Source organism: Paracoccus sp. DMF-8, from assembly GCF_029309835.1.
Classification (GTDB): domain Bacteria; phylum Pseudomonadota; class Alphaproteobacteria; order Rhodobacterales; family Rhodobacteraceae; genus Paracoccus.
The window spans coordinates 507599-522959 of sequence record NZ_JARJHL010000010.1 but is presented as its reverse complement, the minus strand read 5'-3'; the positions used below and the strand labels follow the sequence as shown (position 1 = coordinate 522959).

Annotated in this window: 11 protein-coding genes and 3 pseudogenes; 5 read left to right on the top strand and 9 right to left on the bottom strand. The window is 63.7% G+C overall.

Annotation, left to right across the window (positions count from 1 at the left end; all coding sequences use genetic code 11):
- Window positions 1–85 precede the first annotated feature (85 nt).
- From PE067_RS09845 to PE067_RS09830, 4 genes and pseudogenes are all read left to right on the top strand, one after another.
- Complete coding sequence (locus PE067_RS09845) at window positions 86–1507, top strand: protein adenylyltransferase SelO family protein (protein WP_276189209.1); 1422 nt, start codon at window positions 86–88, stop codon at window positions 1505–1507.
- 24 nt (window positions 1508–1531) lie between these two features.
- On the top strand, window positions 1532–2230 hold the full coding sequence (locus PE067_RS09840; protein WP_276189207.1) for an endonuclease/exonuclease/phosphatase family protein: 699 nt from the start codon (window positions 1532–1534) through the stop codon (window positions 2228–2230).
- A 129-nt stretch (window positions 2231–2359) separates the two neighbouring features.
- Window positions 2360–3638: pseudogene (eno, locus tag PE067_RS09835) on the top strand (phosphopyruvate hydratase).
- A complete protein-coding gene (locus tag PE067_RS09830) occupies window positions 3560–3784 on the top strand; it encodes a hypothetical protein (protein ID WP_276189512.1) in 225 nt (74 codons plus the stop codon). The pseudogene eno and the gene PE067_RS09830 overlap by 79 nt, the downstream one beginning before the upstream one ends.
- 728 nt (window positions 3785–4512) lie before the next feature.
- Here the strand turns inward: PE067_RS09830 and cimA are convergent.
- A pseudogene (cimA, locus tag PE067_RS09825) lies at window positions 4513–6167 on the bottom strand (citramalate synthase).
- A gap of 33 nt (window positions 6168–6200) precedes the next feature.
- A pseudogene (cysS, locus tag PE067_RS09820) lies at window positions 6201–7588 on the bottom strand (cysteine--tRNA ligase).
- A gap of 168 nt (window positions 7589–7756) precedes the next feature.
- Between cysS and PE067_RS09815 the strand changes: the two are divergent.
- A complete protein-coding gene (locus PE067_RS09815) occupies window positions 7757–8098 on the top strand; it encodes an MmcQ/YjbR family DNA-binding protein (RefSeq protein ID WP_276189205.1) in 342 nt (113 codons plus the stop codon).
- A 68-nt stretch (window positions 8099–8166) separates the two neighbouring features.
- Here the strand turns inward: PE067_RS09815 and PE067_RS09810 are convergent, their stop codons facing one another.
- The 7 genes from PE067_RS09810 to nrdI form a co-directional block, all read right to left on the bottom strand.
- Entirely contained in the window at window positions 8167–8589 is a 423-nt protein-coding gene (locus PE067_RS09810) for a pore-forming ESAT-6 family protein (protein ID WP_276189203.1), read from the bottom strand.
- Window positions 8590–8691: 102 nt separating this feature from the next.
- The gene (locus PE067_RS09805) at window positions 8692–9789 is read right to left on the bottom strand and encodes an ABC transporter ATP-binding protein (protein WP_276189511.1); all 1098 of its coding nucleotides are present in this window, start codon (window positions 9787–9789) and stop codon (window positions 8692–8694) included.
- Window positions 9790–9818: 29 nt separating this feature from the next.
- Window positions 9819–10640, bottom strand: coding sequence for an ABC transporter permease (locus PE067_RS09800; protein ID WP_276189201.1), 822 nt, complete (start codon window positions 10638–10640; stop codon window positions 9819–9821).
- On the bottom strand, window positions 10637–11506 hold the full coding sequence (locus PE067_RS09795) for an ABC transporter permease (protein WP_276189200.1): 870 nt from the start codon (window positions 11504–11506) through the stop codon (window positions 10637–10639). Before PE067_RS09795 ends, PE067_RS09800 begins: the two co-directional genes overlap by 4 nt.
- A gap of 317 nt (window positions 11507–11823) precedes the next feature.
- The gene (nrdF, locus tag PE067_RS09790; RefSeq protein ID WP_276189199.1) at window positions 11824–12795 is read right to left on the bottom strand and encodes a class 1b ribonucleoside-diphosphate reductase subunit beta; all 972 of its coding nucleotides are present in this window, start codon (window positions 12793–12795) and stop codon (window positions 11824–11826) included.
- Between the two features lie 9 nt (window positions 12796–12804).
- A complete protein-coding gene (gene nrdE, locus PE067_RS09785; protein WP_276189197.1) occupies window positions 12805–14940 on the bottom strand; it encodes a class 1b ribonucleoside-diphosphate reductase subunit alpha in 2136 nt (711 codons plus the stop codon).
- Complete coding sequence (gene nrdI / locus PE067_RS09780) at window positions 14922–15335, bottom strand: class Ib ribonucleoside-diphosphate reductase assembly flavoprotein NrdI (RefSeq protein WP_276189196.1); 414 nt, start codon at window positions 15333–15335, stop codon at window positions 14922–14924. Before nrdI ends, nrdE begins: the two co-directional genes overlap by 19 nt.
- Between the last annotated feature and the right edge of the window lie 26 nt (window positions 15336–15361).

The following is a 15361-nucleotide window of genomic DNA, read 5'->3' as shown; positions in this document are numbered from 1 at the left end:
GCGGCCCCGGTCTGGCTGACCGCCCGCCGATCTGCGGAATTGTTTTTCGCGCCGCACCCTCTACATAGAAGGCAAGAGGATTGCCATGATCGCCTTTGACAACAGTTATGCCCGCCTGCCCGCAGGTTTTTTTACCCGGACCGCGCCGACGCCGGTGGCCGATCCGCAACTGGTCGCGCTGAACCGGCCGCTGGCCGAAAGGTTGGGGCTGGATCCCGACTGGCTGGCCGGGCCCGAGGGGCTGGCGATGCTGTCTGGCAACAGCCTGCCGGATGGGTCCGCACCGATAGCGCAGGCCTATGCCGGCCATCAGTTCGGCGGCTTCGTGCCGCAACTGGGTGACGGGCGCGCGGTCTTGCTGGGCGAGGTCGTGGCCCCGGACGGCGGGCGCTTTGACATCCAGTTGAAGGGTGCCGGGCTGACGCCGTTTTCGCGGCGCGGCGACGGGCGGGCCTGGCTTGGGCCGGTGCTGCGCGAATATCTGGTCAGCGAATTCATGGCCGCGGCCGGCATTCCTACGACGCGCGCGCTGGCCGCCATCACCACGGGCGAAAGGGTGATCCGCGAAACCGTGCTGCCGGGCGCGATCCTGACCCGCGTCGCCGCCAGCCATATCCGCATCGGGACATTCGAATTCTTTGCCGTGCGCGGCGATGTCGAACGCCTGCGGCTGCTGACCGACCATGTCATCGCCCGCCATTATCCGCAGGCCGATGGCGCGCTTGGACTGTTGCAGGCGGTCGTGGCCGCGCAGGCCGCGACGATTGCGGGCTGGATGGGGCTGGGCTTTGTTCACGGGGTCATGAACACCGACAATATGTCGCTGTCGGGCGAAACCATCGACTATGGTCCCTGCGCCTTTATCGACGCCTTCGACCCGCGCGCGGTCTTTTCCTCGATCGACACGGGCGGGCGCTATGCCTGGATCGAGCAGCCGAATATCGCGGTCTGGAATCTGGCGCAGCTGGCGTCCTGTCTGGTGCCCTTGATGGGGGCGGATCAGGATCAGGCCGTCGAACAGGCGACCCGCGCCGTCCATGCCTTTCCCGCGATTTACGAGGCGGAATGGCTGAAGCGTTTTGGCGCGAAACTGGGGATCGCCGCGCCGACGGCCACCGACGGGGCGCTGGCCGAACGGCTGCTGACCCTGATGGCGGCAAGCCGCGCCGATTTCACCCGAACCTTTGCCGGGCTGTCGGATGGCACGGCGCGCGCGGAATTCGCCGATCCGGCGGCATTCGATCCGTGGCACGCCGACTGGCAGGCGCGCATCGCGACCGAAACCGATCCGCAGGCCCTGATGGCCGCCGCGAACCCGCGCCGCATTCCGCGCAACCACCAGATCGAGGCGGTCATCAGGACCGCGCGCGACGATGACGATTTCGCCCCCTTTCACCGGCTGGACGCGGCCCTGCATGAGCCATTGCAGGATCGCCCGGAATGGGACGAATATGCGCTGGCACCGACCGCTGACCAGATCGTGCGCCGGACCTTTTGCGGAACCTGATCGAAAAAGCCCACAGAAAGCCTGATGACCCCGACCCAAAGCCTTCGCATCGCCAGCTACAACCTGCACAAATGCCGTGGCGTGACCGGCCCCCATGCGCCGGAACGCAATCTGGAGGTCATCGCCGGACTGGACGCCGATATCGTCGCCCTGCAAGAGGTGGACTATCGTTACGGCGCCCGCCCCGAGGCGCTGCCGCGCAAGCTGATCCATGAAACCACCGGGCTTCTGCCCGTGCCCTTTCTGGGGACCGGGGAAAACTCGCTTGGCTGGCATGGGCAGACGATCCTTGTGCGCCCCGAACTGGCCGATGGCGCGGTGATCCGCCGCCTGCCCCTGCCCGGCGTCGAACCCCGTGGCGCGCTGGCCCTGCGGCTGAAGGCCATGACCGTCATCGCGGTCCATCTGGGGCTGATGCGATCCTCGCGCCGCGCACAGCTTTCGCGGATCATCGGGCAGGCCGAACGGATCGGAAACCGCGAGCTGGTCGTCGTCGGCGATTTCAACGAATGGCACGATAGCCGCGGACTGGAAGCCCTGTCGCCGCTGCGCCCGGTCACGCTTGGCCCAAGCTGGCCCGCACCCTTTCCCCGGCTGCGCTATGACAAGATCATCGTGTCGCCCGGCATCGAGGTCGGCGAAAGCGGCGTGCTGAATTCGCCGGTCGCCCGCATCGCATCCGATCACCTGCCGGTCTGGGCGGATCTGTCCCTGCGCCACTGACGCAACGTCACAGGTATCTGTTAGCGCAACCAGTCCCAATGGCCGATGCGGGCAGAAAACGGCTTTCAAGACGTTACATTCCCCGGTAAACCTTCGCCGACCGCTTCAAACCAAGGGGAGAAGGCAGAGATGACTGCCATTATCGACATTTTCGCGCGCGAGATTCTGGACAGCCGTGGCAATCCGACCGTCGAGGTCGACGTGACCCTGGAAGACGGCACCATGGGCCGCGCGGCCGTGCCCTCGGGTGCCTCGACCGGCGCGCATGAGGCGGTCGAAAAGCGCGACGGCGATCAGGCGCGCTACAAGGGCAAGGGCGTGCTGGAAGCCGTCGCCGCCGTCAATGGCGAGATCGCCGAAAACCTGATCGGCGAGGACGCGACCGAACAGCTGGGGATCGACCGGCTGATGTGTGATCTGGACGGCATCCCGAACAAGGGCCGCCTTGGCGCCAATGCCATTCTGGGCGTGTCGCTGGCCGTGGCCAAGGCCGCGGCCGAAGCCTGTTCGCAGCCGCTGTATCGCTATGTCGGCGGCACCGGCGCGCATGTCCTGCCGGTGCCGATGATGAACATCATCAACGGCGGCGAACATGCCGACAACCCCATCGACATCCAGGAATTCATGATCATGCCGGTCGCTGCGGAAAACATCCGCGACGCCGTGCGCATGGGCTCGGAAGTGTTCCACACCCTGAAAAAGGAACTGTCTTCGGCGGGCCTCTCGACCGGGATCGGCGACGAGGGCGGCTTCGCCCCGAACCTCAGCAGCGCCCGCGACGCGCTGGATTTCATCCTGAAGGCCATCGAAAAGGCCGGCTATGCGCCCGGCGACGACATCATGCTGGCCTTGGACTGCGCGTCCACGGAATATTTCAAGGGCGGCAAATACGAGATGAAGGGCGAAGGCAAATCGCTGACCCCCGCCGAAAACGTCGCCTATCTTGAGGCGCTGGTGAACGACTATCCGATCCTGTCGATCGAAGACGGCTGTTCGGAAGATGACTGGGACGGCTGGAAGCTCTTGACCGACACGCTTGGCGGCCGCGTCCAACTGGTCGGCGACGACCTGTTCGTGACCAACCCGGCGCGTCTGGCCGAAGGCATCGCGCGCGGCTGCGGCAACAGCCTGCTGGTCAAGGTCAACCAGATCGGCACCCTGACCGAGACGCTGGACGCGGTGCGCATGGCCGACCGCGCCCGCTATACCAGCGTAATGTCGCACCGCTCGGGCGAGACCGAGGATGCCACCATCGCCGACCTCGCCGTCGCGACGAACTGCGGCCAGATCAAGACCGGCAGCACTGGCGCGCTCAGACCGGCTCGCGAAATACAACCAGTTGATCCGGATCGAGGAAATGCTCGGCGCCAGCGCCGTCTACGCCGGCCGCTCGATCCTGCGCGGCTGATCGTTTCCACCGACAGACGACTACAGGCGCGCCACCCGGCGGGCCCTTTTCATATCCACCAGCGCATGCGTCAGCGCAAACCGCGTCAGGGCGAACCAGCCGCTCGTGGAACTCGGATGCGGCAATGCGCGGCGAGCCAGCGCTGATCCCTGCGGCGTCGCCGCCAGCACCGCCTTCACCGACCAGAACCGCGAAACAGCACCGGCGCGGCAACGACGCGCGGCACTGCGCGCCGCGCCGGCGCGCGCTCGGTCCAGCCGCCGCCCGCGCCATGGCGGCGATCAGCCCCAGCACCTCCGGCGCCGCATCGCGCAGACCGCAGCCGCAACCCTGCAAGCTGCCAGCGTCATCCAGCCATTGCACCAGCCCGACCCTCCAGCCAGTGCGGCAAGACCGCCGCCGACCGCACTTCGATCGCCGAATACCCCGCGGGCTGTCGGGGCGTGCAGCCCCGGCGACATCGCCCGCCACGGCCTCGGCCGCAAACAGGGCCAAAGGCACCGCTGTCGCCGCGCACATAGACCCGCGACCGCATCCGGCGCCCTCGATAAGGCACCCGCTCGGCAATCGCGGCGCCGCGCCTCGGCCAGCATCCGCGAGAGCCGCCGCGTCCGCGCCCCATGCCTGCGGCCAGCGGCGTCAGAAGATCCGTGCGTCCGCTTCGCCCTGTCCTGCCGCGACCCTCGCCAGCTGCTCGACCCACCATTGCAGCCGCATCTCCGGCGATCAGCGGCTCGTTCGCGGCTGCAAGGGCGCCCGCGCCAGTTCGTGTTCAGCGCATACAGCGTCCAGCAGCTTCGGCCGCGCGTCGGGCCGGGCCAGCAGGCAGATGCCGAAGCGGTCGGGGTCAGTGCTGCGCGCAGCGCCTCGGCGATCAGGTCCAGGGCATCATCGCCGTTGCAGCGACCTCGTCGCGGGTCAGCTTCCAGCGTGATCGCATCGACCAGCGCCTCGAAACTGGCATCGACGATATTCGGGCGACACCCCCACCGTCGACCAGCGGTTGCCGCGCCCGTCGGTGCTGTCGATGATGACGCGGGTGGTGGCCTCGGTGCCGCCGCCGGTGATGCGGACCCGGAAATCGACCAGATGCATGTCATCGACCTGCGTCCTGATAGGGGCCCAGTGTCCTTGGCCAGCGCCCGCCACAGCGCGTTCACCGGGCCACGGTCATGGCCGTCCTCGTCCACGGCTTTCGCTGACCGACAGCATGCGGGTGCCGCCGATCTGCACCACCACCACCGCCTCGGACGCCGAGATGCGCCGCCCCAGCGCATTGCGCCGCCGCTCGACGGTGACGCGGTAGCGCTCGATGTCGAAAAACGATTGCGCCCGGCCCAGTTCCGCCAGCGCCAGCAGCTCGAAACTGGCCTGCGCGCCGTCATAGGCATAGCCCTGATCCTCGCGCAGCTTGACCAGGTCAAGGATACGCGCCAGCGCCGGGTCGTCGCGCCCGACCGCGATCCCCGCCCCCGCCAGCCGGGCGCGCAGGTTCGACTGCCCGGCCTGGTTGGACATCGGGATCACCCGCTCATTGCCGACCATGGCCGGGTCGACATGCTCGTAGGTCGCCGGGTTCTTCAGGATGGCGCTGGCATGCAGCCCGGCCTTATGGGCAAAGGCCGAGGCCCCGACATAGGGCAGCCGCGCGCTGCGGAATGCCGGTTCCAGGATCTCGTCCAGCCGGCGCGAAATCCGCATCATCCCGGCCAGCGCGTCGCGCGCGACCCCGGTTTCCAGCGTCGAGGCGTAGGGCTCCTTCAGCAGCAGCGTCGGGATCATCGAGGTCAGGCTGGCGTTGCCGCAGCGCTCGCCCAGACCGTTCAGCGTGCCCTGCACCTGCCGGGCGCCGGCGTCGATGGCGGCCAGCGTGCAGGCTACCGCGTTGCCGGTGTCGTCATGGGTAATGGATGCCCAGGTGCTGGCCGGGAATACCCGCCGCGATCACCTCGGCCGTCATGCGGCCGACCTCGTGCGGGCAGGGTGCCGCCATTGGTGTCGCACAGAACCAGCCAACGCGCCCCCGCATCCAGCGCCGCGCGCAGACAGGCCAGCGCGTAATCCGGCATCCGTCGCCGTAGCCGTCAAAGAAATGCTCGGCATCCAGCATCGCCTCGCGCCCCTGCCCCACGACATGGGCGATCGAGGCGCGGATATTGTCGATATTTTCGGCGTCAGAGATGCCCAGGCGCCTCGCGGACGTGGAACGGATGGGCCTTGCCGACGATGACAGACGCGGGCGGTGCCGGCGTCCAGAACCGCCGCCAGCACATCGTCATTATCCGCCGAGCGCCCGGCCCGCTTGGTCATGCCAAAGGCGGTCATCGTCGCCCGCGTGGCCGGGGCCGCCGCAAAGAAATCGCTGTCGGTCGGATTGGCGCCCGGCCAGCCGCCTTCGATATGATCGACGCCAAGCGCGTCCAGCATCCGCGCAATCTCGGTCTTTTCGGCGGCGGAAAACTGCACGCCCTGGGTCTGCTGCCCATCGCGCAGCGTGGTGTCGTATAGGTAAAGGCGCTGGCGCGTCATCGGGATTGCCCCTTTGTGCTGGCGGATCGGTGTTCAGTCTGGCAGGCGGTTCGCGTCGAAATCGGGGCCGGGAACCAGTTCGACACCGTCTTTCGGCATGCGCACCTCGACCCCGGCCGCGATCAGTGCGCTCTTGAAGGCATCGACCTGCGAAAAGTCCTTGGCCGCCTTGGCCTCTGCCCGCAGGCTGTCCATCCGCGCGGCCAAAGCCGACAGATCCGGCCCGTCCACGATCCAGCCGTCCAGTTCAGGGGTCAACAGCCCGATCAGCCGCGCGCTGGCCAGCAGCAGGGCCGCATCCCCACGCCCGGCAATCTCGTGCAAGGCCGCGATTGCACCCGCGGTATTGAGGTCATCGGCAAGCGCGGCGGTGACTGCGGGTGCCGGGCTTGGCGCGGGGTCAATCCCGCGACAAGGCCGCGCCACCGACGCAGCACAGCCTCGGCCTCTTGCGCCTTCTTCTCGGTCCAGTCCATCGGCTTGCGGTAATGCGTCGACAGAAAGACAAAGCGGATCACCTCGCCCGGCACGCCCTGATCCAGCAGGTCGCGGACGGTAAAGAAATTGCCAAGCGACTTGGACATCTTCCTGCCCTCGACCTGCAACATCTCGTTATGCAGCCAGATATTGGCGAAATGTCCCTGCGGATGGGCGCAGCAGCTTTGCGCGATCTCGTTTTCATGATGCGGGAATTGCAGGTCGATGCCGCCGCCATGAATGTCGAAACTCTGCCCCAGCAGCTTTTCCGACATGGCCGAACATTCGATATGCCACCCCGGACGCCCGCGCCCCCAGGGGCTGTCCCAGCCCGGCAGATCGTCGGTCGAGGGCTTCCACAAGACGAAATCCATCGGATCGCGCTTGAAGGGCGCGATCTCGACCCGCGCGCCCGCGATCATGTCATCGACCGACCGGCCCGAAAGCCGGCCGTAATCCGCATAGGATCGCACCTCGAACAACACATGCCCTTCGGCCGCATAGGCATGGCCGCGCGCGATCAGGGTCTCGATCATCGCGATCATTTCCGCGATATATTCGGTGGCGCGCGGCTCGAAATCCGGGCGCGCGGCGCCCAAGGCATCCATATCGGCATGATACCAGCCGATGGTTTCCTCGGTCCGCTGTCGGATTAGCTGTTCCAGCGTGCCCGGCGCCCCGGCCTGCTGGCGTGCCAGCGCGGTCGCGTTGATCTTGTCATCGACATCGGTGAAATTGCGCACATATGTCACCGCATCCGCGCCATAGACATGGCGCAGCAGACGATCCAGCACGTCAAAGACGATGACCGGCCGGGCATTGCCCAGATGCGCGCGGTCATAGACCGTCGGGCCGCACAGATACATGCGGACATGCCCCGCGTCGATCGGGGTGAAATCTTCCTTGCGGCGGGTCTTGCTGTTTGTCAGACGAATCTGAACCATGACGTTCCCTGTCGACCTTTCCCTGTCGCGGGCGTCATCTGGTCACGCTGATACGCCCGCCTGAATGCTCAGCCGATAATGCAGCAGATGGTGGCGGTGCTTGCGCTCATGAAAAGCCGCTTAACGCATCGGCTTGCCAGTGCCAAGCCATCCTGCAAATATTCCTGCATGAGCCGCGATCTGGTCAATGAAATCTGTGCCGCGCAACCGGGGGCCGAATGGTCGGATCCCTGGGGCGATGGTCATGATTGCTGGAAGATCGGGGGAAAGATCTTTGCCGTGATCGGCACATCGGGCGACAGCGTGTCCGTCAAGACCCGCAGCCCGGCAGAGGCCGCCATGCTGATCGAAACCGGACTTGCCGAACGCGCCCGCTATCTGCATCGCAGCTGGATCGCCCTGCCGCTGGACAGCGCCCCTGACGAACTGGGCCATCGCATCCGCGTGTCCTATATGGTGATCCGGTCGGGCCTGACGCGCAAGATGCGCGCCGAACTGCCGCCCGCCTGAACAGCGGACGAAAAACGGGCGCGCCACCTGACCGGCAGCGCGCCCTGAATATCGGTTGCTAACGGCGATCAGCCCGGCAGTTGCGCGCCCAGTTGCTGGATCATCGCATCCATCTGCTTGCACAGCGCCTCGACCGTCGAACCCTGCTGGGTCGCGGCATCGGCCAGCGACATTTCGTTGCCCATCGCGGAAACCGTGCCTGCCGCGCCTTTTTCTTCGGCGGCATCGCCCTTGGCGGTGTCGCCTTCGGGGATCATGGTCATCAGCTTTTCCTGGATCTCGACGGCCGTGGCGTCGATGTGACCCTCGGCCTGACAATATTTCAGGACGCCCAGTTGATTGCGGGCGCTTTCATAGGCCAGGCCTGCATCCATCTGCGCCTCTGCCGCCGGGGCTTCGGTCGTCGCTGCCTCGGGGGTCGCGCTGTCTTGCGCGAAAGCGACGCCAGCGGTCAGGGCAATGGCGGGCAGGATGCTAAGAGCTCGGAACATTTCAATCTCCGTGGTTGAAGTGGCCAGAGCGTGGCACGGCGTTCAGACAGGCGCAACCCGGGCAGGCGGGATTTCGCCCCAACCGCCCAAGGCGCGGTGCAACTACCTGAAAAGAAACAGACTTCCCGGAGACCAGCTGATCCTTGTGCGGGTGCCGACATCCTGCACCTCGCGGCCAAAGACATTGCGCATCGAAATGCGCACCGGCCGCGCCAGCCCGTCGAACCCGGCCGATCCGTCCAGCCGGACATCGTAATAGGTCATGTCCCCGTAATAGACGACCTCGTCGATGACGCCGGGGGTGACATTGGCCGTGGCGGGCTGGCTGGCGGTCAGCAGCGTCACCGCCTCGGGGCGGAAACCGATCATCGGACCCTTGTCGCCTTCGTCGGAACGGCTGATGTTGCGGGCGGGAATTTCGACCACGCCGAAACCCGGCGCCTCGACCCGGACACCATTGGGCGTATCTTCGATGACATGGGCGGGCAGGAAGTTCATCACGCCGATGAAATCGGCAACCCGGCGGCTGGCGGGGCGGGCATATAGCGCCTCGGGGCCGTCAAGCTGGGCGATCTGGCCGTCGAACATGACGGCGATGCGGTCGGACATGACCAGCGCCTCTTCCTGATCATGGGTGACCAGAACGAAGGTGATGCCGACCTGCCGTTGCAGCTTGATCAGTTCGACCTGCATCTGTTCGCGCATCTTGCGGTCCAGCGCCGACAGCGGTTCATCCAGCAACAGCACCTTGGGCTTCAGGATCAGGGCACGGGCCAGGGCAACGCGCTGGCGCTGGCCGCCCGACAGGGCATGCGCCGCGCGTGCGCCATAGCCTTTCAGCCCGACCATCGCCAGCGCCTCGTCAACCGCCTGCGCCTTTTCCGCCGCGGAACGCGGATCGCGGCGCAGACCGAAACCGACATTTTCCGCGACCGTCAGATGCGGAAAGATCGCATAGGACTGAAACACCATATTGGTCGGGCGCCGGTTCGCGGGCACATCGGCCATGTCCTGACCGTCGATCAGCACCACGCCGCTGGAGATATCCTCGAACCCCGCGATGGTGCGCAGCAATGTCGTCTTGCCGCAGCCCGAAGGGCCGAGCAGCGAAAAGAACTCGCCCGCGCGGATGGTCAGGTCGATGCCACGCAGCGCGTGGTAATCGCCATAATATTTCTGAACCTGCCGGCATTCGATCATCGGTTTGCGGTCGGCGGTGTCGGTTGAACTCACAGGAAGCCTCCGCTGTCTTTTGCGCCTGTCCGGGCAACGCCGCGGCGGCGGTAGTATTCGGCCAATGTCAGCAGGATGATCGAAAACAGCACCAGCACCGTGCCAAGCGCCATGATCATCGGGATGGATTTCGGGAAACGCAGCTGGCTGAAGATATAGGTCGGCAGCGTCGGCTCGTTCCCGGCAAGGAAAAAGGCGATGATGAATTCGTCCAGGCTGATCGTGAAGCTCATCAGCAGGGATGACACGATGCCCGGCATGACCAGCGGCAGGATCACCAGCCGAAAGGCCGAAACCTTGCTTTCGCCCAGATCATAGGCCGCTTCTTCCAGCGAGCGGTCCAGCGAGTTGAAGGCCGTGGTCAGGATCACCGTCGCATAGGGCATGCAGATCAGCGTATGGCCCAGAATGACGGTAAAGACCGTCAGCTTGATCCCGATCGCCAGAAGCACGACCAGCAGCGACATCGACACGATGATTTCCGGCAGGACCAGCGGCAGCATGATCAGGCTGGTGATCGCCCCCTTGCCCGGATAGCGGAACCGCGTCGTCGCGCGCGCCGCGAAAATCCCCAGACAGGTCGCCAGAATGGACGAGCTGACCGCGATGATCAGCGAATTGGTCAGCGCCCGGCGCAGCGTCGCATTGCCATACATCTGCGCGAACCAGTCGGTTGTGAACCCTTTCAGCGGAAAGGCGATCACCGTGCCGGAATTGAAGGCAAAGAGCGGCAGCAGCAGGATCGGCGCATACAGAAACAGCAGGTAAAAGACGGCATAGGCCCGCAGGCCGCCACCCTTCGCGAATGGGCCCTTCATTTCTGCCCCCTCAGGAAACGTCGGTTCAGGAACAGGAAGATCAGGCTGAGAACCGCGACGATCAGCATGGAGGTCACCGCCAGCGCCGAACCAAGCGGCCGGTTGTCCAGCGCCAGCATCTGCGCCTGAATCAGGTTCGCGATCATCGGAATCTTGCCCCCGCCGATCAGCTCGGGCGTGACATAATCGCCGATGGTCGGGATGAACACGATCAGCGAAGCCGCGATCACCCCCGGCATGGCCAAGGGCAGCGTCACCCGCCAGAAGGTCATGATCCGGTTTTCGCCCAGATCCCGCCCCGCTTCCAGCAGCGAACGGTCGATCTTTTCCAGCGCGATGAAGATCGGCAGGATGGCAAAGGGTGCATAGGCATGGGCCAGCGTGATGACCATCGAATTGACGTTATACAGGATGAAGGTCAGCGGCTGTTCGATCAGCCCAAGCGATTTCAGCCCGGAATTGACCACCCCGTTATAGCCCAGGATCACCTTCCACAGGAAAACCCGGATCAGGTAGCTGGTCCAGAACGGGATGGTGATCAGAAACAGCCACAGCGCCTTGCGTTCGGGCGGCACCACGAAGGACAGGAAATAGGCCACCGGAAAGGCCAGCGCAACCGTGACCAGCGTCACCAGCCCCGCAACCAGCAGCGAACGCAGCATGATCCTGTGAAAGATCGGATCGTTCCAGACCGCGATGTAGTTTTCCAGGGTGAATTCGCGAATGACCGTCAGATAGCCGTCTTTCAGGAAGGAATAGGCCACGATCGTCGCCAGCGGCGCCGCCAGAATCAGCAGCGCATAAACCAGCGGAGGAGAGATCAGCGCAAGTCCTTGCGCAGTTTCGGATCGGTTCCCTGCCGCCATCGTATCATCCCTGCGGGGCTGTCATGCTTTTCATGGACGTTCCCACAAAGCGTTGGGAAGGAAAAGGGGTTTGGTGAACCTGCGCCCGGCAAAACGATCCTGCCCCCGGATCAGGCAGGTCGGGACTGCCCCATGCCGTCGGGAACCCTCACCGGAAAAGGAAACAGGCAGGCGCCACATTTGCACACCTGCCCGGTCGTCATCCAAAAGCTCTGCATCTATGGGCGCAGTCTGCCCCGGATTTGTAAAGAAAACATTGCAGCAGATCATTTTTCCGCGTTTTCACGGAAATTTCCGGGCCAGATCAGAAATCCCAATCAGAAATCCCAGTCTTCGTCCTCGGTCGCCACGGCCTTGCCGATGACATAGGACGACCCCGACCCCGAAAAGAAGTCGTGATTTTCGCTGTCGGGCGACAGCGCGGCCAGAATCGCCGGGTTCACCTCGGACACCTGCGGCGGGAACAGCGCCTCATAGCCCAGATTCATCAGCGCCTTGTTGGCGTTGTAATGCAGGAATTTCTTGACGTCTTCGGTCAGGCCGATGCCGTCATACAGTTCCTCGGTATATTTCGCCTCGATATCGTAAAGGTCGAACATCAGCGAAAAGGCGAAATCCTTCAGCGCGTCCTGTTCGGCTTGCGGCAGGCGCTCGACGGCGCGCTGGTATTTGTAGCCGATGTAATAGCCATGCACCGCCTCGTCGCGGATGATCAGGCGGATGAGGTCGGCGGTATTGGTCAGCTTGGCGCGCGAAGACCAGTACATCGGCAGGTAGAACCCTGAATAGAAAAGGAAACTTTCCAGGAATACGGATGCGATCTTGCGCTTGTTCGGATCCTCGCCCGCGCGGTATTTGTCGACGATGGTCTGGGCCTTGGCCTGCAGATGGGGGTTTTCCTCGGACCAGCGGAAGGCCGCGTCCACCTCGGGCGTGGAACACAGCGTCGAAAAGATCGAGGAATAGGACCGCGCATGGACCGCTTCCATGAACGAGATATTCGACAGCACGGCTTCCTCATGCGGGGTCTGTGCGTCGGGCATCAGCGACGGCGCGCCAACGGTGTTCTGGATCGTGTCCAGCAGCGTCAGCCCGGTAAAGACCCGGATCGTCAATTCGCGTTCGGCGGGCGTCAGCGTCGCCCAGCTTTGCACGTCATTCGACAGCGGCACCTTTTCCGGCAGCCAGAAGTTCACGGTCAGGCGGTTCCAGACCTCAAGGTCCTTGTCATCCTGGATGCGGTTCCAGTTGATCGCCTTGAGGACGGTTTTCGGGGTCATGTCTTTCATTTTCCGTCCTTACAGCGAGCAGGAAACGCAGCCCTGCACCTCGGTCCCTTCAAGGGCCATCTGGCGCAGGCGGATGTAATAGATCGTCTTGATGCCTTTTTTCCAGGCGTAGATCTGGGCGCGGTTGATGTCGCGCGTCGTCGCCTCGGCCGGGAAGAACAGGGTCAGGGACAGGCCCTGATCGACATGTTCGGTCGCCGCCGCATAGGTGTCGATGATCGGCTCGGGACCGATTTCATAGGCGTCGCGGTAATAGTCCAGATTGTCGTTCGACATGAAGGCGGCGGGGTAATAGACCCGGCCGATCTTGCCCTCTTTGCGAATTTCGATTTTGGAAACAATCGGATGGATCGAAGATGTCGAATTGTTGATATAGCTGATCGAGCCGGTCGGAGGCACCGCCTGCAGGTTGCGGTTATACAACCCGTCGCGCATGACCGCCTCGCGCAGCGCGGCCCAATCCTCGCGGGTGGGCAGGGTCACGCCGTCGAACACCGCCTTGACGGTATCGGATTCCGGCAGCCAGTCGCGGCTGACATATTTGTCGAAGAAACTGCCATCGGCATATTTCGAATCCGCGAACCCCTTGAAGCTGGAACCGCGTTCGCGGGCGATCAGGTTCGAGGCGCGGATCGCGTGATAGGCGATCGCCGCGAAATAGACGCTGGTGAATTCGACGCCTTCGGGGCTGCCGTAATGGATGCGTTCGCGCGCCAGAAAACCGTGCAGGTTCATCTGGCCCAGACCGATCGCATGGCTTTCGTCATTGCCGCGCCGGATCGAAGGCACCGCGTCGATGGCCGACATGTCCGATACAGCCGTCAGCGCCCGCACCGCGGTTTCGACGGTCTGGCCGAAGTCCGGCCCGTCCATCGTTGCGGCAATGTTCAAGCTGCCGAGGTTGCAGGAAATATCGGTGCCCAGATGGTCGTAATTCAGATCCTCGTGATAGGTCGAGGCCTCGTTGACCTGCAGGATCTCGCTGCACAGGTTCGACATGGTGATGCGGCCCGCGACGGGGTTCATCCGGTTCACCGTGTCCTCGAACATGATATAGGGGTAGCCCGATTCAAACTGGATTTCGGCCAGCGTCTGGAAAAAGGCGCGGGCATTGATCTTGCGTTTGCGGATGCGCTTGTCGTCGACCATTTCCTCGTATTTCTCGGTGACCGAGATTTCCGAGAAGGGCACGCCGTAAACCTTTTGCACGTCATGCGGGGAAAACAGGTACATGTCCTTGTTTTCCTTGGCGAGTTCAAAGGTGATGTCGGGAATGACCACACCTAGGCTCAGCGTCTTGATGCGGATCTTTTCATCGGCATTTTCGCGTTTGGTATCCAGGAAACGCAGGATATCGGGGTGGTGGGCGTTCAGATAGACCGCCCCTGCCCCTTGCCGCGCGCCAAGCTGGTTGGCGTAGCTGAAGCTGTCTTCCAGCAGTTTCATCACCGGAATGACGCCCGATGACTGGTTTTCGATGCCCTTGATCGGGGCGCCGGCCTCGCGGATGTTGGTCAGCATCAGGGCGACGCCGCCGCCGCGTTTCGACAGTTGCAGCGACGAATTGATCGCGCGGCCGATGGATTCCATATTGTCTTCGATGCGCAGCAGGAAGCAGGAAATCAGCTCGCCGCGCGACATCTTGCCTGCGTTCAGGAAGGTGGGCGTCGCGGGCTGGAAACGGCCCGCGATGATTTCCTCCATCAGCCGCATGGCCAGTTCTTCGCTGCCCTGCGCCAGCGCCAGCGCGACCATGACGACGCGATCCTCGTAGCGTTCAAGGTAACGCTGGCCGTCGCGGGTCTTCAGCGTGTAGCTGGTGTAATATTTGAACGCGCCCAGGAATGTCGGGAACCGGAACTTGCGGCGATAGGCCTCGTCCCAGATCTTGCGCTGGAAGTTTTTCGAATACTGGTCAAGGACTTGCGGCTCGTAATAGCCTTCCTCGACCAGATAGCCCAGTTTTTCGTCCAGGCTGTGAAAGAAAACCGTGTTCTGGTTGACGTGCTGCAGGAAATACTGACGCGCTGCCAGCCGATCCGCGTCAAAGCGGATATTGCCGTTTTCGTCATACAGGTTCAGCATCGCGTTCAGGGCGTGATAATCCAGCCCCTGCGCATCCTTGGCTACGCCATTGTCAAGCATTCGGTCCCCCAGAAAACAGCAAGACCCGCGCGGGTGCGGGCAAGATCGGTGTCGGTTCCGGCCAGTTCCAGTCGATACAGGACCGGCACGCCGCATTTTTCGGATATGACGCGCCCCGCCAGCGCGAATGTCGCGCCGAAATTGCGGTTGCCCGTCGCGATGACGCCGCGCAGATGCGCGCGACGTTCAGGATCGTTCAGAAAGCGGATCACGGGTTTCGGGACGGCGCTCCGCCCCTGCCCATCCGCAAAGGTCGGGCAGATCAGGACAAAGGGGCCGGTCGGCCGGGGCATCTCATCGCCGCGCATGGGAATGCGGGCGGCAGGCAGACCAAGCCGCGCGACAAAGCGCGCGGTATTGCCCGATGCGGATGAGAAATAGAACAGCCCCGACACGTCACGTTTCCCCGAAAAGCCTTTCC